19 protein-coding genes and 1 pseudogene are annotated in these 20,805 nt (G+C 66.6%); 10 read left to right on the top strand and 10 right to left on the bottom strand.

Annotation, left to right across the window (positions count from 1 at the left end; genetic code table 11):
* Positions 1-85: 85 nt before the first annotated feature.
* Both SSQG_RS19260 and SSQG_RS19255 read right to left on the bottom strand, forming a co-directional pair.
* Positions 86-538 carry a GNAT family N-acetyltransferase gene (locus SSQG_RS19260; RefSeq protein WP_003991477.1) on the bottom strand — a complete coding sequence of 151 codons (453 nt, stop codon included), beginning with the start codon at positions 536-538 and terminating at the stop codon, positions 86-88.
* A gap of 53 nt (positions 539-591) precedes the next feature.
* Positions 592-1,056 (bottom strand): MarR family winged helix-turn-helix transcriptional regulator, encoded by a 465-nt coding sequence (locus tag SSQG_RS19255; RefSeq protein ID WP_003991476.1) that lies wholly within the window; start codon positions 1,054-1,056, stop codon positions 592-594.
* Positions 1,057-1,199: 143 nt separating this feature from the next.
* Between SSQG_RS19255 and SSQG_RS19250 the strand changes: the two genes are divergently transcribed.
* Together SSQG_RS19250 and SSQG_RS19245 are read left to right on the top strand one after the other, a co-directional pair.
* On the top strand, positions 1,200-2,408 hold the full coding sequence (locus SSQG_RS19250; RefSeq protein ID WP_003991475.1) for an MFS transporter: 1,209 nt from the start codon (positions 1,200-1,202) through the stop codon (positions 2,406-2,408).
* A gap of 78 nt (positions 2,409-2,486) precedes the next feature.
* Positions 2,487-2,906, top strand: a complete 420-nt coding sequence (locus SSQG_RS19245) for a GlcG/HbpS family heme-binding protein (RefSeq protein WP_003991474.1) — start codon at positions 2,487-2,489, stop codon at positions 2,904-2,906.
* A gap of 87 nt (positions 2,907-2,993) precedes the next feature.
* Here SSQG_RS19245 and SSQG_RS19240 read toward each other — a convergent pair.
* Positions 2,994-3,860, bottom strand: a pseudogene (locus tag SSQG_RS19240) (GNAT family N-acetyltransferase).
* 534 nt (positions 3,861-4,394) lie between these two features.
* On the opposite strand from SSQG_RS19240, the gene SSQG_RS19235 reads away from it, so the two are divergent.
* Positions 4,395-5,909, top strand: coding sequence for a globin domain-containing protein (locus tag SSQG_RS19235; RefSeq protein ID WP_078506876.1), 1,515 nt, complete (start codon positions 4,395-4,397; stop codon positions 5,907-5,909).
* Positions 5,910-5,921: 12 nt separating this feature from the next.
* Here the strand turns inward: SSQG_RS19235 and SSQG_RS19230 are convergent, their stop codons facing one another.
* From SSQG_RS19230 to SSQG_RS19210, 5 genes are all read right to left on the bottom strand, one after another.
* Positions 5,922-6,404: an NUDIX domain-containing protein gene (locus SSQG_RS19230; protein WP_003991471.1), complete on the bottom strand. Its 483-nt coding sequence runs from the start codon at positions 6,402-6,404 to the stop codon at positions 5,922-5,924.
* A gap of 123 nt (positions 6,405-6,527) precedes the next feature.
* Complete coding sequence (locus SSQG_RS19225; RefSeq protein WP_003991470.1) at positions 6,528-7,433, bottom strand: LysR family transcriptional regulator; 906 nt, start codon at positions 7,431-7,433, stop codon at positions 6,528-6,530.
* Between the two features lie 198 nt (positions 7,434-7,631).
* Entirely contained in the window at positions 7,632-8,852 is a 1,221-nt protein-coding gene (locus tag SSQG_RS19220; RefSeq protein WP_003991469.1) for a cystathionine gamma-lyase, read from the bottom strand.
* On the bottom strand, positions 8,849-9,340 hold the full coding sequence (locus tag SSQG_RS19215) for a low molecular weight protein-tyrosine-phosphatase (protein ID WP_003991468.1): 492 nt from the start codon (positions 9,338-9,340) through the stop codon (positions 8,849-8,851). The genes SSQG_RS19220 and SSQG_RS19215 overlap by 4 nt, the downstream gene beginning before the upstream one ends.
* A gap of 6 nt (positions 9,341-9,346) precedes the next feature.
* Positions 9,347-9,724, bottom strand: coding sequence for a phage holin family protein (locus SSQG_RS19210; RefSeq protein ID WP_003991467.1), 378 nt, complete (start codon positions 9,722-9,724; stop codon positions 9,347-9,349).
* A 60-nt stretch (positions 9,725-9,784) separates the two neighbouring features.
* Here SSQG_RS19210 and SSQG_RS19205 point away from each other — a divergent pair, with 60 nt between their 5' ends.
* From SSQG_RS19205 to SSQG_RS19190, 4 genes are all read left to right on the top strand, one after another.
* Positions 9,785-10,102, top strand: coding sequence for a cupin domain-containing protein (locus tag SSQG_RS19205; protein ID WP_003991466.1), 318 nt, complete (start codon positions 9,785-9,787; stop codon positions 10,100-10,102).
* A gap of 154 nt (positions 10,103-10,256) precedes the next feature.
* Positions 10,257-10,469, top strand: coding sequence for a DUF5326 family protein (locus SSQG_RS19200; protein ID WP_003991465.1), 213 nt, complete (start codon positions 10,257-10,259; stop codon positions 10,467-10,469).
* A 204-nt stretch (positions 10,470-10,673) separates the two neighbouring features.
* Positions 10,674-11,522, top strand: coding sequence for an IclR family transcriptional regulator (locus tag SSQG_RS19195; RefSeq protein WP_276327082.1), 849 nt, complete (start codon positions 10,674-10,676; stop codon positions 11,520-11,522).
* 99 nt (positions 11,523-11,621) lie between these two features.
* Positions 11,622-12,056: an SsgA family sporulation/cell division regulator gene (locus SSQG_RS19190; protein WP_003991463.1), complete on the top strand. Its 435-nt coding sequence runs from the start codon at positions 11,622-11,624 to the stop codon at positions 12,054-12,056.
* A gap of 167 nt (positions 12,057-12,223) precedes the next feature.
* Here SSQG_RS19190 and SSQG_RS19185 read toward each other — a convergent pair whose 3' ends face one another.
* Positions 12,224-13,876: a YibE/F family protein gene (locus tag SSQG_RS19185; protein ID WP_003991462.1), complete on the bottom strand. Its 1,653-nt coding sequence runs from the start codon at positions 13,874-13,876 to the stop codon at positions 12,224-12,226.
* 254 nt (positions 13,877-14,130) lie between these two features.
* On the opposite strand from SSQG_RS19185, the gene thiC reads away from it, so the two are divergent.
* Both thiC and SSQG_RS19175 read left to right on the top strand, forming a co-directional pair.
* Positions 14,131-15,933 (top strand): phosphomethylpyrimidine synthase ThiC, encoded by a 1,803-nt coding sequence (gene thiC / locus SSQG_RS19180; protein WP_003991461.1) that lies wholly within the window; start codon positions 14,131-14,133, stop codon positions 15,931-15,933.
* 192 nt (positions 15,934-16,125) lie between these two features.
* Entirely contained in the window at positions 16,126-17,241 is a 1,116-nt protein-coding gene (locus SSQG_RS19175) for a pentapeptide repeat-containing protein (RefSeq protein WP_244299176.1), read from the top strand.
* A 173-nt stretch (positions 17,242-17,414) separates the two neighbouring features.
* Here the strand turns inward: SSQG_RS19175 and SSQG_RS39305 are convergent, their stop codons facing one another.
* The gene (locus SSQG_RS39305) at positions 17,415-19,526 is read right to left on the bottom strand and encodes an ATP-dependent nuclease (protein ID WP_003991459.1); all 2,112 of its coding nucleotides are present in this window, start codon (positions 19,524-19,526) and stop codon (positions 17,415-17,417) included.
* A 362-nt stretch (positions 19,527-19,888) separates the two neighbouring features.
* Between SSQG_RS39305 and SSQG_RS19165 the strand changes: the two genes are divergently transcribed.
* Positions 19,889-20,803: a phosphotransferase enzyme family protein gene (locus tag SSQG_RS19165; protein WP_003991458.1), complete on the top strand. Its 915-nt coding sequence runs from the start codon at positions 19,889-19,891 to the stop codon at positions 20,801-20,803.
* Positions 20,804-20,805 lie beyond the last annotated feature (2 nt).

Below are 20,805 nucleotides of genomic sequence, written 5' to 3'. Positions count from 1 at the left end.
GTGGAATTCCAGCTGACCTCGGACGCGTCACGCACCGACGCCCACCGTTTCTACGAACGGCTCGGTTTCACACCTCCCACGCCGGTCACAGCGGGAGTTTGAAACCCACGTGGGAGGCTGTGAAACCGAGCCGTTCGTAGAAACGGTGGGCGTCGGTGCGTGACGCGTCCGAGGTCAGCTGGACCAACTGACAGCCCAGGCCCCGGGACTCGTCGATCGCCCACTCGATGAGCTGTGTGCCGAGGCCGCTGCCCCGCTCGTCGGCGTGGATGCGTACGGCTTCGATGATCGACCTGGTCGCGCCGCGGCGGGACAGCCCGGGGATGATCGTGAGCTGGAGCGTGCCGACGACGCGGCCGTCCCGGACTGCCACGACCAGACGCTGGTTCGGGTCGGCGCTGAGCCGCTCCAGCGCGGCCACATAGGGGCTCAGGTCGTCCGGTGACTCGCGCTGTGCGCCCAGAGGGTCGTCCGCGAGCATGGCGACGATCGCCAGGACGTCGTCGGCGAGTGCGGGTCGTATCTCAAGATCTGCCATGGCCGCACTTAAGCAGATGCCGCCGTGGTGTACGCGTCCCGAGCCGAGCCGTCCTACGCGGGCACGGGTGCTTTCAGCGTCTCCACGACCCGGACCAGCGGGGCCATCTCGGGGTTCTTCGCCGCCTCGTCGAGGGCCTGGCGCAGGGCGGCGTCATTGGTCGGCCGTGCCTCTTCCAGCAATGTGAGGCCTGCTTCGGTGACGTTCGTGTAGATGCCCCTGCGGTCGGTGGGGCACAGGTAGCGCTCCAGGAGCCCGCGGTCCTCGAGCCGGGTGACGAGACGCGTGGTGGCGCTCTGGCTGAGGACGACGGCGTCGGCGACCTGCTTCATCTGCAGATGGCCTCCGTCCCCGTCGTGCTGTCGGCTGAGCACGTCCAGCAGCGAGTACTCGCGCACGCTCAGGTCGTGCCGACCCTGCAGAGCGCGCTCGATGTGGGCCTCGATCTTCCCGTGCAGCAGGGAGAGGGCGCACCAGCCCTGGGCGAGGGCGGTGAGTGCGGGGTCCGTCGCTGTCATTGGCGTTTCCTCCGTCCCGGAGCGGCTGACACCCAGGATAGAGCAGGATCGCAATAGACGGCGATTGCACATAGCCCGCGTGTGCAACTATTGTGAGCGCACGCAAAGCGCTCCTGCAATCGTTTGGGAAGGTGTACCCCTCCATGCCTCTCGCGCTTCTGGCCCTCGCGATCGGGGCCTTCGGAATCGGAACGACCGAGTTCGTGATCATGGGCTTGCTGCCCGAGGTCGCGAGCGACTACGGGGTCTCCATCCCGACCGCCGGATACCTGGTGACCGGCTATGCGCTCGGTGTCATGTTCGGCGCCCCGCTGATGACCGTTCTGGGCACCAAGGTCTCCCGCAAGCGGATGCTGATGCTGCTGATGGGTCTGTTCATCGCCGGCAACCTGCTCTCGGCCCTCGCCCCCGCCTTCGCCGTGATGCTGATCGGCCGGGTCGTGGCCTCACTGGCCCACGGGGCCTTCTTCGGCATCGGCTCGGTCGTCGCGGCCGATCTCGTCGCCCCGGACAAGAAGGCCGGAGCGATCTCCATGATGTTCACCGGTCTGACCGTCGCGAACGTCGTCGGTGTCCCGCTGGGCACCCTCGTCGGGCAGTCCGCCGGCTGGCGTGTGACCTTCGGCATCGTCGCGGCCCTCGGCGTGACCGGCCTGATCGGCATCTCCCGGCTGGTCCCCGACATGCCCAGGCCGGAGGGCGTGCGCCTGCGGCACGAGATGGCCGCTTTCAAGAACGTGCAGGTGCTGCTCGCGATGGCGATGACGGTCCTCGGCTTCGGCGGCGTCTTCGCGGCCATCACCTACATCGCTCCGATGATGACCCACATCGCCGGTTTCGCCGACGGCTCCGTCACCTGGCTGCTGGTCCTCTTCGGCCTCGGCATGGTCGGCGGCAACCTCGTCGGCGGCAAGCTCGCCGACCGCGCCCTGATGCCCATGCTGTACGTCTCCCTGGGCGCTCTGGCCGTCGTCCTGGCGCTGTTCACCCTCACCGCGCACAACAAGGTGCTGTCGGCCGTCACGATCGCGCTGATCGGCGCCCTGGGCTTCGCCACGGTCCCGCCGCTGCAGAAGCGGGTCCTCGACCAGGCGCACGGCGCCCCGACGCTGGCCTCCGCCGTGAACATCGGCGCCTTCAACCTCGGCAACGCACTGTCCGCCTGGCTCGGCGGCCTCGTGATCGCGGCGGACTTCGGCTACACCGCCCCCAACTGGGTCGGTGCCGCCCTGGCCACGGGAGCCCTGGTGCTGGCCTTCCTCTCGGCCGGCCTGGAGCGCCGCGCCGGTGACGCCGGCACCGTCGTCACGGGATCCGCGCCCTCCGAGCAGCGGACCACCGTCCACCACTGAGCAACCGAGTCGCCCTGGGCTCACCGCCCTCCACGGCCCGGCTCGGGCCACCCAGCAAGTCCTCCAGGAGAGTTTCAGATGAGCACCACCGCAGTCGCCCCACTGACCACCCAGGACGCCGAGGTCCTCGTCAGCGCCGCCCGCCGTGCCGCCGAGGCCGCAGGTGTCACCGTCAGCGTCACCGTTCTGGACGCGGGCGGCCATCTGCTCGCCTTCCGCCGTGACGACCGTGCCGTGCTGATCTCCGGCGAGACCAGCACCCGCAAGGCCTACACGGCTCTTCAGCTGAACGCCCCCACCGCCGACCTCGTGGACGCCGTACAGCCCGGAGGCCCGTTCCACACCCTGCCCACCGCGCTCGACCGGCCGCTGCTGTTCATCGCGGGCGGTGTGCCGGTGCACCGCGACGGCCGCCTCATCGGCTCGATCGGCGTCGGCGGCGGTGCGCCGGAGCAGGACCACGCCATCGCCACGGCCGCGCTGGAAGCACTGGGCTGAGCGGACTCCTCCACGAGACGACGCCGGCTCCCCGATCCCCCGGGGAGCCGGCGTCGTGATGTCTGGGCGCCCTTCAGCCCGCGCCCTTCAGCCCGCGGCGACCGTGACCGGGGCGAACCGGCGGCTCCAGTCGCCGGGCAGTTCGGCGATCCCGTACGCCATCACCGAATTGAACGCGACGGACGCCAGACCGTGCTCCTTCACCCACGTGAGCAGCTCGGTGTGCCGCACGTCGATGTCGGTGCGCAGCGGTCGGTCGGTGTGCTCGGCGAGGGAGGCGATGAGCGCCTGGGCCACCGAGGTGTCACGCGCGATGAGCGGGCCGACGACCTGGGTGTCCATGTTCGGCCAGGCGGCGGCGTACCCGATGATCCGCCCGTCCTCCTCGGCCACGCGCAACTGGTCTTCGTTTTAAGGCAGTCGGGTGACGATGTGCGTGCGGTCGGTCCCGAATGCCTGCTCGTCGAGGCGGAGGATCGCGGCGAGGTCCTCGGCGGTCGCGGCGCGGGTGGCCACCGTCGGCCGCGGCCCACCAGGAGTGAAGGGCCCGCACACCATCTCCGCCCGTCCGATGACCTTGAAGCCGAACTCCTCGTAGAGGGGGCGTCCGTTCGGTGTCGCGTGCAGGGTGACGGGTGTGGGGCCCATGGCCGCGACGACATGGCGCATCAGCCTGCGTCCCACGCCCTGTCGAGCGTGCCGTTCGGCGACCAGGACCATGCCGATGGCCGCGAGCGTGGGGTGTTCCTGGGGTCCGTACTCGGTGACCACACAGGCGGTCACGAGTCCGCCGTCGGGGTCATCGATGCCGTAGCCCCTCCCGGCCGTGAGGAGGAAGCCCCACTTGTGCTCCTCCCGCGGCCACCCCCGGTCCTCGGACAAGTCGGCGCAGGCGGCGAGATCGCGGAGCGTCAGACGACGGATGGGCAAAGAGGCAAGGGAAGGAGTCGGCACGCAGGTCAGGCTGTCCGACAAGGGCCCTTGACGTCCACCTCTTTCCCCGGACACATACGAGCTTTTGGCCAGTCGTGGCCGAGCGCACAGAGAGTGGACAGACGCCGGACGTTTCACGTGAAACGCGGGTGTGCTACCCGGTGAATGACAGTGCTGACGTTTCGCGCCGTGCCCTCATTCGTGAGGGGGGAAGGGGGGACTTGTGTGCACAGCGGTGGCCGGTAGGGTCGACTCCGGTTCGCTTTCGGGGCGGGTGACCCGTTCCGCATCGGCCGTGCACAGGGCAATGCAGCCTAACCGGACGGAGAGATCGAAGACCCACGTTTCCGGATATGCGACCGAGCCGTCCCGGCGAGTGGGAAGCTCAAGCGAGAGTACTGCGGCCAATGTCACACTCTCGCCTTACTTGTCCGTACAGAGCCGAAACACAGGTTGAATGTGGCCGCATTGGCCGCGACACGGATGGGAACGCAGACCATCCACGGGGGAAAGCAGGCACCTTCCGACCCGGGAAGTGCGCAGACCGACCGAAAGATGCTCGAGGCGAGGCACACCATGGACGCTCCGACCACCACGTCGGCCGACAACGGCACTTCTGGCGGCGGAGGCGGCTGGTTCACCCCACGCAACAAGCCGACGACGAACCAGGGCAGTGAGCCCGGCCCGGACGAAGGGCACCGACCGGACGCGACGGGACCCGCGGGCCGGCCCACGAACGGCCCGGAAGCGCGATCAGGGGGCACGGCGGTGCCGCCCCCCTCGACGGCCGGCAGCGCGAGCACCGGCCCGGCGGAGCAGGAGCGCCCATCCCCGCACGCGATATCCACGCTCACCTCCATGGCCCCTCCCGCTGAGCCACGTGTTCCCGATCAGCGGGAGGCACCGACCCCGTCGCCCTCGACGCCGCCCGTCTCCGCGCCGCCGGCCGAGGAGGCGTCCCCGGACGCCCTCCTGGTCCGCCGTGCCATGAGCGAGGTCACCCCCGTGGCCGACAAGGTCACGTCGTACTTCTACGCACTGCTCTTCGTCCGCCACCCGGACCTGAGGCCGATGTTCCCGCCCGCCATGGACACCCAGCGGGACCGGCTGCTCAGGGCGCTGCTCACGGCGGCCGAGCACATCGACAACACCGACGTCCTCGTCGACTACCTGCGGAACCTCGGCAGGGGCCACCGGAAGTACGGAACACGGCCCGAGCACTACCCGGCCGTCGGCGAGTGCCTCATCGCCGCACTGAGCAAGTACGCCGCCGGCGTCTGGAACGAGGACATGGAGGCGGCCTGGGTGCGGACGTACACCACGATCTCCCAGATCATGATCGACGCGGCGGCCGCGGACGAGCTGCGCGCCCCGGCCTGGTGGTACGCCGAGATCGTCACGCACGAGCTGAGAACCCCGGACGTCGCCGTCATCACCGTCCGCCCCGACCAGCCGTACCCCTTCCTCGCGGGGCAGTACACGAGCCTGGAGACCCCCTGGTGGCCCCGGATCTGGCGGCACTACTCCTTCGCCTCGGCGCCCCGCTCCGACGGCCTGCTGTCGTTCCACGTGAAGGCCGTCCCGGCGGGCTGGGTCTCCAACGCACTGGTACACCGCGCCCGACCCGGTGACATCATCAGGCTCGGCCCGCCCGTCGGTTCCATGACCGTGGACCACACCACCGACAGCGGGTTGCTCTGCCTGGGCGGCGGTACCGGCATCGCGCCCATCAAGGCGATGGTCGAGGACGTCGCCGAGCACGGGGAACGCCGTCCGGTCGAGGTCTTCTACGGTGCCCGCACCGACCAGGACCTGTACGACATCGACACCATGCTCCGTCTCCAGCAGTCCCACCCCTGGCTCTCGGTACGCGCGATCATCGACCAGCTGGCACACCAGCAGCTCCCGGACGCGGTACGGGCCTACGGTCCCTGGAACGAGTACGACGCCTACCTCTCGGGCCCGCCCGGCATGATCCGCAGCGGTGTGGACGCCCTGCGGGAGATCGGCATCCCTTCGGAGCGCATACGGCACGACTCCGTGACGGAACTCATCGCCAACGGGCTGTGATCAGCGCCTGTATCAGCCCAGGTCGGGAGCGTGCATGGCACGTACGCCCTCGATGTTGCCGTCCAGGTAGTGCCGCAGCGACAGCGGGACGAGATGGACGGAGGCGATCCCGACCCGGGTGAAGGGCACCCGCACGATCTCGTACTCGCCGACGGGCTCGTCCACCTCGGGCCCATGACGGAGGGACGGGTCCATGGATTCCAGGCGGCAGACGAAGAAGTGCTGCACCTTCACGCCGGTCGCACCGCCGTCGTCCCCGATGTGCTCGACGGTGTCCACGAAGCAGGGCACCACATCGGTGATCTTCGCGCCGAGCTCCTCGTACACCTCACGGTGCAGGGCGTCGACGACGGTCGGGTCGTCGGGTTCGACCCCGCCGCCGGGAGTGAGCCAGTAGGGATCCACGCCCGGCTTGGTGCGCTTGATCAGGATCAGGTCGTCACCGTCCAGCAGAACGGCACGGGCGGTGCGCTTGACCACGGGTCGGACGGTCATGGAGGAAATGTGGCCCTGCTGGTTCCACGTGAAACATCGCGAAATGTGACCGGTCGAGCCCCCAGGGTGAGGTGCTGTCCGCACTGCCGAGCCGGTGCGGTCCGGCACCCGCGTCCGGGCGCCTCAGCACCAGTCGGCCGACACCCGCTGCAGCCACTCGTGGGCCCGTGCGATGTGGGGCATCGCGAGCGTCCCGGTCCGGACCACCAGGAAGTATGTACGCAGCGGCGGCACCGCCGGCTCGTGCAGGGCGACGATCTCCCCGCGCTCCAGTGCGCCGGTGCACAGATAGCGCGGCAGCACCGCCAGGCCCGCGCCCGCGACCGCACACGCCAGGACCGCACGCAGATCGGGGACGATGACAGTGCCCGGGGCGGCCGGGCGAGAGTCGAAGACGGAGGCCCAGTAGCGGGAGACGAAGGGCAGCGACTCGTGCACCTCCACCACGGGCACGTGCTCCAGGGCCGGTTCCGGCTTGGGATCCGGCTGCCCCGCGCCGATCATCTCGGCCCAGTGCGGGGCGGCGACCAGGACGTGCTCCTCGTCGCAGAGCGCAGTCGCCGTGAGCAGCGCACCGCGCGGCCGGGCCGTGCTGATGGCCAGATCGTGATGCCCGGCGGAAAGCCCTTCCAGTGTTTCCTCGGCGTTCCCGAAGGAGGCACGCAGGGCGAAGCCCGGGCCGTCCTCGCCGATCAGTGCGGTGAGCGCGGGCAGGGCTCGTTCAGCGGTGAACTCCGGGGGGCCTGCGAGGTGCAGCGTCCGTAAGGAGGAGTCGTCGTCGAGGCCGGTCTCGGTTATCTCGACCAGCGCGTCGAGATGGGGTGCGGCCTTGTGGGCGAGTTCGTCGCCGATGCTCGTCGGGGTCACGCCGCGGGCCTGCCGCAGGAACAGGGGGCGGCCCAGCTGCTGCTCCAGCGTCCTGATCTGCGAGGTGACGGCCGGCTGCGAAAGGCCCAGCAGGGCGGCGGCGCGGGTGAAGGAACCGGCCCGGTGCACGGTCACGAAGGTCCGCAGCAAGGCCAGATCCACCGCGCACTCTCCCCTCTTCGGTCACGCTCCCGGCCCCCCGACCGCGCCAACTATAAATAAGTCGATAGGTCTCTGTCGCTACTGTGATTGGACACTGACAGACAGTCAACTAGCCTTGGTCGCGCGGTTCTTGCGCGCGGAACCGGAGGGCGGTCCGAGCCACGAGGGGGGAGGCTCGGACCGTCCGCACAAGGATGGTCAGGCGGCCGCCGCGTCCAGCGCGCGCAGCACGTCAGCCACGAGATCCTCCGGGTCCTCGGCGCCGACCGAGAGGCGGATGAAGCCCTCAGGCACCGCGTCCCCACCCCAGCGCCCGCGCCGCTCGGCCGTGGACCGCACTCCGCCGAAGCTCGTCGCGTCGTCCACGAGCCGCAGCGCGTCCAGGAAACGGTCGGCACGCGCGCGCGTGGGCAGCTTGAACGACACCACACAACCGAAACGTCGCATCTGCCGCGCGGCGACCTTGTGCGAGGGGTCGTCGGGGAGTCCGGGGTAGCGCAGCCCGGTCACCTCGGGCCGCTCGCGCAGTGCCTCGGCGACCGCGAGGGCGGTCGCGCACTGCCGGTCGACGCGCATCTGAAGGGTCGCGAGCGAACGGTGTGCGAGCCAGGCCTCCATGGGCCCGGGGATCGCACCGACGATCTTGCGCCAGCGGCGTACGGAGGCCATGGCCTCGCTGTCTCGGCCGACGACATAGCCCAGGAGGACATCGCCGTGACCGGTGAGCTGCTTGGTGCCACTGGCCACCGCGAAATCGGCGCCGAGCTCCAGGGGGCGCTGGCCCAGCGGTGTCGCGAGGGTGTTGTCGACGGCCACCAGGGCACCGCGCGCGTGGGCCGCCTCGGCGAGCCGCCTGATGTCGCACACGTCGAGACCGGGGTTCGACGGGGACTCGATCCACAGGAGCTTCGCGCCGTCGAGAACGTCGAGCTGGGCGTCGCCGCCGGTCGGCGCGGTGCGTACCTCGATGCCGTACGCCTCCAGCTGGGCGCGCACCAGAGGCAGCGCCTGGTAGCCGTCGTCGGGCAGGACGCACACGTCGCCGGTGCGCAGCTGGGAGAAGAGCACCGCCGAGATCGCGGCCATGCCCGAGGCGAACACGAGCGTCTCGGCACCGTCCAGGCCGGGCGCCTCCAGCTCGCCGACGGCGCGCTCCAGCAGCGTCCAGGTCGGGTTCTCGTCCCGGCCGTAGGTGTAGGGGCCGGTGGGGTCGCCGGGCAGGTGGAAGTGGGCCGCGAACACCGGTCCGGGCAGGGTGGGCTCGTACTTGACCGGCTCGGGCAGCCCGGCCCGCACCGCCCGCGTGCCGTCACCGGTGCCCGCAGCGTGGGCGACACGTGTCACCCGGCCCGCACCGCCCGTTCCCGGGGCGGCCTCGCCCGGCGTCCGGTTCCCGTCACCCGTCGCGGATTCGCTCATGCCACCCTTCCCTCCACGTCCTCACGCACTGCGGCGAGCAGACCGGCGCTCGCCCCCTCCACCATCTCAAGGCACTCCTCGAAGCCGTCCGCGCCCCCGTAGTAGGGGTCCGGTACGTCGAGGTCGTCGCCGGCGGCGGGGTCGTACGAACGAAGGAGCCGCACCTTCCGCGCGTCATGTTCCGTCGGCGCGATACGGCGCAGGGCCCTGAGGTGACCGGCGTCGAGGGCGACGACCAGGTCCAGGCGGGAGAACCACGACGGCTGGAACTGCCGGGCCGTGTGGCCGACGTCATAGCCGTTCTCCTCCAGGACGGCCACCGTGCGCGGATCGGCGCCGTCCCCCTCGTGCCAGCCGCCCGTGCCGGCGCTGTCGACCTCGACCAGGCCGTCCAGCCCGGCCTCCGCAACGCGGGCGCGGAAGACGACCTCCGCCATCGGGGAGCGGCAGATGTTGCCCGTGCAGACGAAACAGACGCGGTACGTCATGCGCGCTCAGTCCCCGTCGGGCATGACGACGTGCAGCGCCCAGGAGACGACCGAGATGATCAGACCACCCAGGACGGCCGTCCAGAAGCCCTCCACGTGGAAGCTCAGGTCGATCTGGTCCGCCAGCCACGAGGTGAGCAGCAGCATCAGTGCGTTGACGACCAGGGTGAAGAGGCCCAGCGTCAATATCAACAGCGGCAGGCTGAGGAGCTTGACGAATGGCTTGACCAGGAAATTCACCAGACCGAAGAGCAGCGCCACGATGAGCAGAGTGGCGAATTCCTTGCCCTTGCTGTCACCGGTCAGGGTGATCTTGTCGAGCAGCCATACGGCGACCGCCAGGGCCCCGGCATTGGCAATCGTCTTGACTACGAAATTCTTCATGTGTCTGATCGTTGCAGACCCGATCGGGCGTGGGCACTAGAGGCAGGGGCGGACTAGGCGATGAAGGCATTCCGGCTGGACGAACTGGAGGCGGAGCGCGCCGCCAATGAGGGCGCCTACCTGCAGTTTCTGCGGGAGCAGAACATGTCGGTCGGCCTGTACGCCCTCGACGCGGGCGAGCAGGATCCACAGAAGCCGCACAATCAGGACGAGGTCTACTTCGTTGTGAGCGGCCGTGCCGCGATCACCGTGGGCCTGGAGACGACGCAGGTGGCGCGGGGCAGCGTGATCTACGTTCCGGCGGGCGTGGCCCACAAGTTCCACCACATCACCGAGGACCTGAGGGTGCTGGTGATCTTCTCTCCGCCCGAGAGCTGACGCAGCGTCTCGGGGTTCCCTAGGGGATCGGTCAGGGGAGGACAAGGGATGCGAGGCCCCCGTTCGACCCCGTACCGGACCTAGCATCGAGTGCAGGACATCAGAACTGACAGGACCCGGCACTCGAACGGGCGGAGAGGTAAGGACGAGGGCGATGCGAGAGATCTTCGCGGGACTGCCGTGGTGGGTGAAGTGGGTCGCGGTGCCGGTCATCGCCCTGGTCGTGTTCGGCGGGCTGATAGCCAGTGTGGTCGGCTTCGTCATCGGCCTGCTCTTCAAGGTGCTGGTCTTCGTGGCGCTGGTGGGTGGACTGATCTACGTCGTACGGAAGTTCACTTCGAGCTCCTCGTCGCGCAGCGACTGGTGAGACCGGTGGGAAACCGGTGGGGGTAGCGGGAAACGCCTGGAATCACCGGTTCCCTCGGCCGGGGGAAGTTTCGCGGCCGGGCCGTCTGTGCGCGGTGGCAGACGAATAGAGTCCGGAACTCGACGCGGGGACATCCCCCGCGAGCGGCTACCCCCACCCGTGTTCATCGGCACGGGCTGCCAACCTCGCGCTTCGGGAGTGACCTTGGCCCCGGCTGACACCGCACCTGTCCACCTGCACACCGTCCCCGCGCAACCCCGCTCGGCGGCACGCCCCGAGCAACCGTCTCCCGCCGTACCACCGCCCCCGGCGACCCTCATCGGATCCGTCCAGCGCGCGATGCGCCTGCTGGAGACCGTCGCGGGCCACGAGTACGGCGCCCCCGCCAAACAACTGGCCCGTGAGACCGGGCTCGCGCTGCCCACGACGTACCACCTGCTGCGCACCCTCGTGCACGAGGGCTATCTGCGCCGCGACAAGGGCCTGTTCTTCCTCGGTGAGGCGGCCGAGCGGCTGAGCGGCAGCGGGGCGCGGCAGAAACGTCGCAGCACGATCGTCGACGCGCTCGCGCACTGGCGGGACGCGCTCGGCGTCCCCGTGTACTACGCGGTGTACCGCGAGGGCGAGATCGAGGTGGTGTGCGTCTCCGACACTCCGGGCAGCCCGGCGGTCGAGGAGTGGGCCGGCTTCCGGGAGACCGGTCACGCCCATGCCGTCGGACAGTGCCTGCTGTCCCAACTGGACGAGGACGCCCGCCGGGACCACCTCGACCGCTATCCGGTGCAGCCGCTCACGCCGTACACGGTGCGCGACAACCACAGCCTGCTCCGCCGGCTGGAGCGGGTGCGGCGGATGGAACCGGTGACCGAGCGTCAGGAGTACGCGCTGGGCACGGTCTGCGCGGCTGTTCCGCTCACCTTCGGCACCACGGCCGCGACGATGGCCATCTCCCTGCCCGCCCACCAGGCGGACCGGCTGCTGCCCGCGGCCCGGCAGTTGCAGGGCGAGATCGGGCGGCGACTCGGAACGCTGGCGCTCTCTATCAGTATGTGAAAACTCACTCCTTGTGATCTGCTGTGTACGTTCAGCAAGATTCCACCAAGTGTCAGAGGTTCGTTCCCGGCCAGTCCACGGCGAATGACGGGGTTATCGATGCGCGAGTCCGTACAGGCAGAGGTCATGATGAGCTTTCTCGTCTCCGATGAGCTCTCCTTCCGCATTCCGGTGGAGCTGCGCTATGAGACGAGTGATCCCTATGCCGTCCGGCTGACGTTCCACCTGCCCGGCGATGCCCCGGTGACCTGGGCTTTCGGCCGGGAGCTGCTGATCGACGGCGTCGGCCGGCCGTGCGGCGAGGGCGATGTGCGCGTCACCCCCGTCGAAGCGGACTCGCTGGGTGAGGTGCTGATCCGGCTTCAGGTGGGCAGCGACCAGGCCGTGTTCCGGTCGTCGACGGCCCCGCTCGTCGCTTTCCTGGACCGCACCGACAAGCTGGTACCGCTGGGCCAGGAGGGTTCGCTCGCCGACTTCGACGCCCATCTCGACGAGGCCCTCGACCGCATCCTCGCGGAACAGGGCGCCGGGTGAGACAGCCTTGGGGCGGCACGGTGGAGTAACGCTTCACCGGATGCCGCCAAGCCGCGCAGGAACGCTTCTCCCTACGACGGGCAGACAGCTCGCGGCGCCGGAAGGGCCGGAGAGCTCAGAAACCCCTCTGGCGCCTGCGGCCCAGCGGCGTCATCGGCCCGGAGACGTCAGCGCTTACGCCGCCGCCCCCTCCCCCCGCGCGCCGGGACCGTGACGGCCTCCGCGGCGGGCTCCGCTCCCGGGCGGTCGGCCGAGACCACGAGCGCCGCGAGCGCCGTGGTGACCGGCACCGAGGCGACCAGACCGATCGAACCGACCAGCGTGCGCACGATCTCCTCCGCGACGATCTCGCTGTTGGCGACCGTCCCCACACTGCTCTGCGCGATGGAGAAGAGCAGCAGCAGCGGCAGCGCGGCACCCGCGTACGCGAGCACGAGCGTGTTGACGACCGAGGCGATGTGGTCGCGGCCGATCCGGATGCCCGCTCGGTACAGCCCGCGCCAGCCCATCGAGGGGTTGGCCTCGTGCAGCTCCCAGACCGCGGACGTCTGGGTGACCGTCACGTCGTCGAGCACACCCAGCGAACCGATGATGACGCCGGCGAGCAGCAGACCGCTCATGTCGATCGTCGGGTAGAGGCCGTGGATCAGGCCGGTGTTGTCGTCGGTGTTGCCGGTGAGCCCGGCCCAGTCGATGAACACCGAGCCGAGAACACCGATCAGCAGCAACGAGGCGAGGGTGCCGAGCACCGCCACGGATGTCCGGGCGGACAGGCCGTGGCACAGGTACAGCGCGATGAGCATGATGGCGCTCGCACCCACCACCGCCACGACCAGCGGGTTCGAACCCTGCAGGATCGCGGGCAGGATGAAGAGGTTCAGCACCAGGAAGCTTATGGCCAGCGCGACGAGGGCCATGACACCCCGCAGTCGCCCGACGACCACGACGGCCAGCGCGAAGATGCCGGCCAGCAGCGCCATGGGCACCCGCCGGTTGACGTCGGTCACCGAGTACTGAAGGTCCTTCGGCGCGGAGGGCTCGTAGGCGACCACGACCTTCTGGCCCTCGTGCAACTGCCGCGACTGGTCCGGCTGGATGATCTCGGTGAACGTGCGGCCCTTGTCCTTGCCGCTGTCGACCCGGATCGTGGCCCGCTTGCAGGTGCCCTTCTCCTGCTGCACCGCAGAGGAACCCTCGGCGGTGGAGGTGTCACCCGTCGGCGGAACTCCCGAGGCACCGGCCGCCTTGCAGCTCACCTCGACCACCTTGGTGACCGACGCCTCCTGGGTCTGCCGGTCGAAGCCGACACCGGTGCGCTCGTCGTGCGGGGGAGCGCCCCCCGGCCACAGCACGGCGAGACCGATCAGCACCGCCGCGGCGAACGGGATCAGTACCGCAGCGATGATCTTGCGTAGATGCATGGAGACGGGCGTGGCCGGGCCGTGGTTGTGGCTGTGCGAGTGCCCGTGTCCGCCACCGGGCGCGGAACCCGACCCGTGACCGTCGCCCCCGCCCGGGCCGTGACCGTCACCCCCGCCTGGGCCGTTGCTCCCGGGTCCGTCGTTCCCGCCGGGGCCGTTGCTCCCCGGTCCGTCGTTCCCGCCGTGGCCGTGGCCGTGGCCGTGGCCGTGGCCGTGCCCTGGCCCGTGCCCTCCGCCGGGACCGTTACCCGTGCCGTAGCCCTCGGCGCCGCCGGTACCTTGCCAGCCACCGGCCCCGGCCGCGAAATCGTGGTCGCCTCCACGGCCGTTGCCGAATCCGGCGCCCGATCCGCGGCGCGGCTCGGGCGGTGGGTACGGGGGGCGCTGCGTCGTGGTCACCGACCGATCATCGCAAGAACCAGGGGGGCCCTCTGTTCACCGCGCCAGAATTGCCGCTAGCGTGGAGGCACCTTTTGTACACGCGGGAGCTCGGAGCACCGGGCTGAGAGGGCGCTGACCTCCGTCCCAGCGATGTTTCACATGAAACATCACCGAAGTCGAGTGATGTTGCACACGAAACGTCGGCAGACGGAAGCCGCTGCGTCGACCGCCGAACCTGTTACCGGGTAATGCCGGCGTAGGGAGTAGGTCTCATGACCAACGAGGACGCACGCACGCCTGCCTCCGTTTCGGACGCACAGTCCGAGGAGGCCGGGAAGTCCATCGGCTGGCACAAGGCGTACGTCGAGGGCACCCGCCCCGACCTGCGGGTGCCGGTCCGTCAGGTGCTTCTCACCAACGGCCAGTCGGTCACGCTGTACGACACGTCGGGCCCGTACACCGATCCACTCGTCGACACCGACGTCCGCAGGGGCCTGTCGCCGTTGCGCGAGAACTGGATCATCGCCCGCGGCGACACCGAGGAGTACGCGGGCCGCCCCGTCCGCCCCGAGGACGACGGCGTCAAGCACACCTCGCCGCGCGGCGGCCTCCGCAACCTCGACGCGGTCTTCCCCGGTCGGCCACGCCTGCCGCGCCGCAGCAGGGACGGCAAGGCGGTCACGCAGCTCGCGTACGCCCGCCGGGGCGAGATCACGCCCGAGATGGAGTACGTCGCCATCCGGGAGAACGTCTCGCCCGAGGTGGTCCGCGACGAGATCGCCGCGGGCCGGGCCGTGCTGCCGGCCAACGTCAACCACCCGGAGATCGAGCCGATGATCATCGGCAAGCGGTTCCTGGTGAAGGTCAACGCCAACATCGGCAACTCGGCGGTGACGTCCTCCATCGAGGAGGAGGTCGAGAAGATGACCTGGGCGACCCGCTGGGGCGCCGACACGGTCATGGACCTGTCCACCGGCCGCAACATCCACACCACGCGTGAGTGGGTGCTGCGCAACTCCCCCGTTCCCATCGGCACCGTCCCGCTCTACCAGGCCCTGGAGAAGGTCGACGGCCGCGCCGAAGAGCTGACCTGGGAGATCTACAAGGACACGGTCATCGAGCAGGCCGAGCAGGGCGTGGACTACATGACGGTCCACGCGGGTGTGCGCCTGGCGTACGTGCCGCTGACAGCGAACCGCAAGACCGGCATCGTCTCGCGCGGCGGTTCGATCATGGCCGCCTGGTGCCTCGCGCACCACAAGGAGTCGTTCCTGTACGAGAACTTCGAGGAACTCTGCGAGATCCTCGCCGCGTACGACGTCACCTACTCGCTCGGCGACGGCCTGCGGCCCGGCTCGATCGCCGACGCCAACGACGAGGCGCAGTTCGCCGAGTTGCGCACGCTCGGGGAACTCAACACGATCGCCAAGCGTTTCAACGTACAGACCATGATCGAGGGCCCGGGCCATGTCCCGATGCACAAGATCAAGGAGAACATCGACCTTCAGCAGGAGATCTGCGATGAAGCTCCGTTCTATACGCTCGGCCCGCTGACCACGGACGTCGCGCCCGCGTACGACCACATCACCTCCGGCATCGGCGCCGCGATGATCGCCTGGTGGGGCACGGCGATGCTGTGCTACGTCACACCCAAGGAGCACTTGGGCCTGCCCAACCGTGACGACGTCAAGACCGGCGTGATCACCTACAAGATCGCCGCTCACGCGGCCGACCTCGCCAAGGGACACCCGGGCGCCCAGGAATGGGACGACGCGCTGTCCGACGCCCGCTTCGAGTTCCGGTGGGAGGACCAGTTCAACCTGGCCCTCGACCCGGACACGGCTCGGGAGTTCCACGACGAGACCCTGCCCGCTGAGCCCGCCAAGACGGCCCACTTCTGCTCGATGTGCGGGCCGAAGTTCTGCAGCATGAAGATTAGCCAAAGCATCACAGAGCGGTTCGGTGGTAAGGCCGCTGATGGGGCATCGGCTGAGGAGATCACTGAGGGGATGCTCCAGAAGTCGAAGGAGTTCGCTGAGGCGGGGAACCGGGTGTACCTGCCGATCGCCGACTGACGACGAAACGGGAAGTGCGCCGGAGCCCTTGCGGCAGGCTCCGGCGCCTGCCGGCTCTCGGGCTCTCGGTGCCTCGACGTGTTCGAGAACGCAGTTGGCGAGTTCAGCCCTGCACTAGTTCCTCTCTATGCCCGACCTCAACTTCTGCTCTGGACTTCACAGTTCCGAGGTTGGAGGGTGGCGGCAAGGGTCATGCTGCTCGGCATGATGCCGAAGACCAGACGGGTCGCCTTCACCGTGGTCCTTGCCCTGGCAGTCGTCGGGTATGTACTGCTGCTGTGGCGCGGTCCCTGGTGGGTCGATGGTGCCCACCTACGTAGTAAGAACCTGCAGCCCGCTGACGGCGTAGTCATCACAGGCTTCCGCACCATGCTCGTCGCCCTCGGCGTGGGCGCAGTGGCGGCCGTCACCCTGCACTACACGCACCGCAACCACGTCTTGGCGTTGTGGCAGTACGAGCAGGTGCAGAAGCAGTTCGCCCATACGCAAGCTCGTGATCAGGAACAGGCTGAACTGACCCGCGAAGGCCAGGTCACCGAACGGTACGTCGAAGCAATCAAGCTCCTGGCGTCGAAGAACCTCACAGAGCGACTCGGCGGCATCTACGCGTTGGAACGCATCATGAATGACTCCGAGAAAGATCACGCGACCGTCGTCGAAGTGCTGGCAGCCTTTGTCCGACAACGCGCTGCTGCTGGGGACGAAGAAGGCCCTGACGAGAAGAACATCAAGCCCGACGAAGATGTACAGGCTGCCCTAACTGTCCTTGGACGGCGACCGATCCATGGTGACGGCTACTCGCGCATCAACCTGCGTCACACAGATCTCCGCGGTGCGGACCTGAGCGATGCCAAGCTCGATCAGGTGGACCTCAGGAACGCTCGACTGCAGCGTGCTCACTTCGCGCGATCTTCTCTGCGGGATACGGTCTTCCAAGGCGCTGCACTTCGCAAGGCCGACTTCTCCTTCACACACCTCAACGGCGCGATTTTCTACCAGGCAGACATGGAAGAAACCGCGCTATGGCAAGCCGACGCGGAGAATGCCGTCTTCTCTTACGCCAACATGGAGCGGGCGCGCCTGAGGGAAGCAAAACTTCAGGGCGCTGCCTTCCTTCGCACCAACCTAGCTTCCGCTGAGTTCCACAACGCTGACCTCGCGCACGCCATCCTGAAGGACGTGGATCTGTCTCTTTCTGAAGGTCTGCGTCTCCAGCAACTCGCCAAGGCCGTCCTGAGCGGGGTTAAGAATCTTCCCCCAAGCATGAGCATGGAGGAGCTTGAGAAGGCCAAGGGGAGCCTTCTTTAATTTCGACGTTCGTGAGTAATATGCCTAGCCTTGGCGACTGGGCCCATTACCTCAGTGGTCTACTCAGACGGCGCCTCTGCCCTGACTCGGCGCGAAATACGTTCGTGTCTCCACGTAGAGGCGGCTTAGGCGTCGGAATAGAGCGGCCTTAAGCGCCACCCTCTGCCGGCTCCCTACTCGGTAACCCCTGCGAAGAATTTCGAGAAGATCAGGTCAAACTCACAGACGTCGGATTCCGCAAAGGCTGGCAGTTCCCTGAGAGCTTCGGCGGTGGCGTACGTTTCACAGAATCGTTGGGCTTGAATATTCTTGTTACTGGAGGAGAGGTAGATGGCAGGAGGATAGTAGTCCTCGATTGCTCCTCGTTCCCAGACGAAGATGTTCTCTTCGCGTAGAGCGGAAAGCAATTCGGCCTTGGATGCCCGTAAATCTGGCGTCATTGCATCACGCAACACGGCTCGCTTCGTGCGGGAGTTTGCCCGATCGAAGAACGCCGTGACTGCCGAGTTGAGGTCGTCCCAGGTGCATTCTCCCTTAGTGAAGGCTGAATGCAATGTTGCGGCTTGCTGCCAAAGGCCTTGGACTTCTCCGCTCTTCCGCATCTTCTTCAAGACTTCGCTGCGAACTTGGTTTTCCTCTACCAACTTCGCATCCCTGTCAACGAGAGAAAGCAGCCTACTGCGGATGTCCGCACAAGACTCACTGGCACCGAGCTTATCGAACCCTTCAAGAATAGCGTCTAGGTCCGCCAGTACCGAAACCCTCATCGCGAATTTCTCGAAGAAGCTTCGATACCGTGCAATACTCCCCTTACCCTCTACTCTGGCGATCGCTACAGAATGCTTCTGGAAGTCCCACTCCGGGTTTAGCGTCTTCGCAACGTGAGGAACGAGGTGGCAGTCGCTCGCACCCTCAACCAAGAAAACCGAGTCAGCGAAGAAGGCCGCTTCGTTATTTTCGTGCTTGATGATCTCGAACTGATCCCTTGCATCTATATCGCTTAGGTCGATGACGTGTGCAAGGCTCACAGGAGGGTCGACCTGGTGGTTCTTGATCATTTTTACGAAAGTGCCCGTTTCCTTCGGGCCGTAGAACGCCGAGGAGTGGGTAGTTACCAATACGTCATTGTATTGGGAGAAGAATTTGAGGGCTTCAAAGAGCTTCCGCTGCGCTCGCGGGTGTAGAAATACCTCCGGCTCCTCAAAGAGGAGAATGGTTGGCCGTTCCGCACCTGATGATTCGAGATCTACTTGCTTCTTCTTTTGGTCTACGTAAGCCCGAAGAATCGCGAAAGTTACCGACCTGCGCAGGCCGTCTCCCTTGGTTCGAAAGTGACCAGAAACTCCGTCATTGATCGAAATTTCAGCGCTTGACAAGAGGGTACGGAGGGCCGGCGGGGGAATATCAAGCCGCACGTCTGCACGAGGAAAAGCTTCCTGTAGGTTTCGCTCAATCAACTTCTCGACGTCGCGTACCTCCTGAAGTCGCTGATCGATTTCGTTCCCTTGGTCGTCTGTCACCACGTTCAGATGCTGGCGCAGATCATCAAAGGATTTCTGCAAGGTTGGCATCTGATGCTCAATTTGCCCAAAAAGCAGTCCAAGCAGCTTTCCGAAAGTAGAACTATCCGTCGTTTTCAACTCATCGTTTAGCTCTTTCACGGCTGGAATGTAAATGACATCCGGCAGTAGTGTCGTGATGGAGCGATCGATTCCTGTGGGTAGCTTGCTTTCCCCTTCAGTTAGTTCCTCGGGTCGCAGATTGGATACGAGCTCTTCGAATGCTCTCCTGACTGCAGCCTTAGTGATTTTCCCGTTCAGCTGATCGTAAATCTCCGGATAGGTGTGTTGAACGTTGGCAGAGATCTCTGCTGCCGAAAGACCTACTTTCAATGTTCCTTCGAGCGCCACGGAGCTGAAGCGTTCATCGCGTGGAACCTTGGATAGTACTCGGATTTCCCCCTTGCCGGGAGAAGTGTAGGTCCGCACGAGGGTTAGTGAACCATCTTCTACTTCTTTTTCAATCTTTGCCCGGTGCTGCGTATCCAGTCTGGCAAGGTCGTCAGGTCCGATCTCGGAGAAGGAGACCTGAACGCGAATGTTTTGCCTTCGGGAAAGGAAGTCTGAAGAGTCCATAGCGCTTCCGCGCAGAAAAGTGTTCAGCGCCTGAAAAACTGAGGACTTCCCCGCGTTGTTTTCGCCGATGACGCAGCCGAAGCGATTCAAGGGAATCTCGACCGACTCAAGCCCTCGATAGTTTGAGATCTTCACCTTGGTGATGCGCACTATTTTCCAGCCTCATCGAACACTAACTCGGTTACTTGCACAGAGCAGTGATGCTAGTCGGGATTCTGGCTTCTTGCAGAGGTTTCAGGTGATTGCCTTTGTTTTCATCTAACTGTGCCAGGCCTGCGTTACCCCTAAGAGTGATACCAAAATGGGCATATCGGCACCTTTAGTGATGTTTCGCGTTCTGTGTCGTACGGAGTAGCGGGCGCTGTGCCAGCCAGGGCGTCAGTTCTTTGATGGCGAGCCTCGTTCGGCTTGTCCGCGGATGGGTACGGTCGGTGACGTGTCTGGCGCACATGGGTTGGTCACCCGTAGGCATGCGCCGGTTGATCCGTGCGACTAGGGGAGCTGGTACGGGCATGGCGCTTGACGCTGCTCGATCGCAAGAGGGGTTCACATCTACGAGGGCCGCGCAGGTGATGAGCGCGGCATGTCGGGCGGCCGGCTTGGACGACAGAGGGGCCGAACTGATCCGGCTGGGAGAGAACGCGCTCTTCCGCCTGGACGCAGAGCCAGTGATCGTGCGAGTGGCGCGGGGAGAACCGTGGCTGCCCAAGGCACGCGTTGAGGTTGCGGTGTCACAGTGGTTGGCCGAGGAAGGGTTCCCTGCCGCGCGCCTGGTCGACGGGCTGGAGCAGCCGTTCCTGATCGATGGCCACCCGGTGACCTTCTGGCGGCTCATCGTCGAGGGCGGCCGTAAGGCCACGTATGGGGAACTCGGCGGCATCCTGCGGGACCTGCACTCTATGACGTTGCCCGTTGGCTTGGAGCTGCCCTCGTTCAACCCCTTCGACAAGCAGGAACTGCGGATCAGCCAGGCAGCGATCCCGGAAGATGACAGGGCCTTCCTCCGCAAGCGATGGAGTGAGCTGCGTGACCAGTTCGAGGGCTTGCGGTTCGAGACGCCCAAGGGGCCGGTCCACGGTGACGCTCATGTCCAGAACCTCATGGTGAACGACCGGGGAGAAGTCATCCTGATCGACTTCGAGGCATTCTGCTTCGACCACCCTGAGTGGGACCTAATGGTTACGGCCACGGAGCACCACAGCCTGCGGTGGCAGACAGACGAGCAGTACGCCGACTTCGTTCAGGCGTACGGGCGGGACCTGCACGACTGGCACGGCTACGACACGCTTCGGCGGCTCCAAGAGTTCGGCATGACCACGTGGTTGATGCAGAACGTACGGGAGGACGAAGGGACGGCGGCCGAGTACCGTCGGCGCATTGCTGCCTTGAGGAACGACGACGCGCCGCGTGATTGGCGTCCTTCGTAGCT

Source organism: Streptomyces viridochromogenes DSM 40736 (genome assembly GCF_000158955.1).
Lineage (GTDB): Bacteria > Actinomycetota > Actinomycetes > Streptomycetales > Streptomycetaceae > Streptomyces > Streptomyces venetus.
Note: the sequence above shows the minus strand (reverse complement) of the source record. Positions and strands in the feature narration are given on the sequence as shown.

What these genes read in the sequence shown, in the direction of transcription:
- SSQG_RS19230 (WP_003991471.1), bottom strand. Translation starts at nt 6,404, where the DNA reads ATGACCGTCCGACCCGTGGTCAAGCGCACCGCCCGTGCCGTTCTGCTG.
- SSQG_RS19235 (WP_078506876.1), top strand. Translation starts at nt 4,395, where the DNA reads ATGCTCGAGGCGAGGCACACCATGGACGCTCCGACCACCACGTCGGCC.
- SSQG_RS19205 (WP_003991466.1), top strand. Translation starts at nt 9,785, where the DNA reads ATGAAGGCATTCCGGCTGGACGAACTGGAGGCGGAGCGCGCCGCCAAT.
- SSQG_RS19215 (WP_003991468.1), bottom strand. Translation starts at nt 9,340, where the DNA reads ATGACGTACCGCGTCTGTTTCGTCTGCACGGGCAACATCTGCCGCTCC.
- SSQG_RS19165 (WP_003991458.1), top strand. Translation starts at nt 19,889, where the DNA reads ATGGCGCTTGACGCTGCTCGATCGCAAGAGGGGTTCACATCTACGAGG.
- SSQG_RS19260 (WP_003991477.1), bottom strand. Translation starts at nt 538, where the DNA reads ATGGCAGATCTTGAGATACGACCCGCACTCGCCGACGACGTCCTGGCG.
- thiC (WP_003991461.1), top strand. Translation starts at nt 14,131, where the DNA reads ATGACCAACGAGGACGCACGCACGCCTGCCTCCGTTTCGGACGCACAG.
- SSQG_RS19175 (WP_244299176.1), top strand. Translation starts at nt 16,126, where the DNA reads ATGCTGCTCGGCATGATGCCGAAGACCAGACGGGTCGCCTTCACCGTG.
- SSQG_RS19255 (WP_003991476.1), bottom strand. Translation starts at nt 1,056, where the DNA reads ATGACAGCGACGGACCCCGCACTCACCGCCCTCGCCCAGGGCTGGTGC.
- SSQG_RS19190 (WP_003991463.1), top strand. Translation starts at nt 11,622, where the DNA reads ATGCGCGAGTCCGTACAGGCAGAGGTCATGATGAGCTTTCTCGTCTCC.
- SSQG_RS19220 (WP_003991469.1), bottom strand. Translation starts at nt 8,852, where the DNA reads ATGAGCGAATCCGCGACGGGTGACGGGAACCGGACGCCGGGCGAGGCC.
- SSQG_RS19250 (WP_003991475.1), top strand. Translation starts at nt 1,200, where the DNA reads ATGCCTCTCGCGCTTCTGGCCCTCGCGATCGGGGCCTTCGGAATCGGA.
- SSQG_RS19245 (WP_003991474.1), top strand. Translation starts at nt 2,487, where the DNA reads ATGAGCACCACCGCAGTCGCCCCACTGACCACCCAGGACGCCGAGGTC.
- SSQG_RS19200 (WP_003991465.1), top strand. Translation starts at nt 10,257, where the DNA reads ATGCGAGAGATCTTCGCGGGACTGCCGTGGTGGGTGAAGTGGGTCGCG.
- SSQG_RS19210 (WP_003991467.1), bottom strand. Translation starts at nt 9,724, where the DNA reads ATGAAGAATTTCGTAGTCAAGACGATTGCCAATGCCGGGGCCCTGGCG.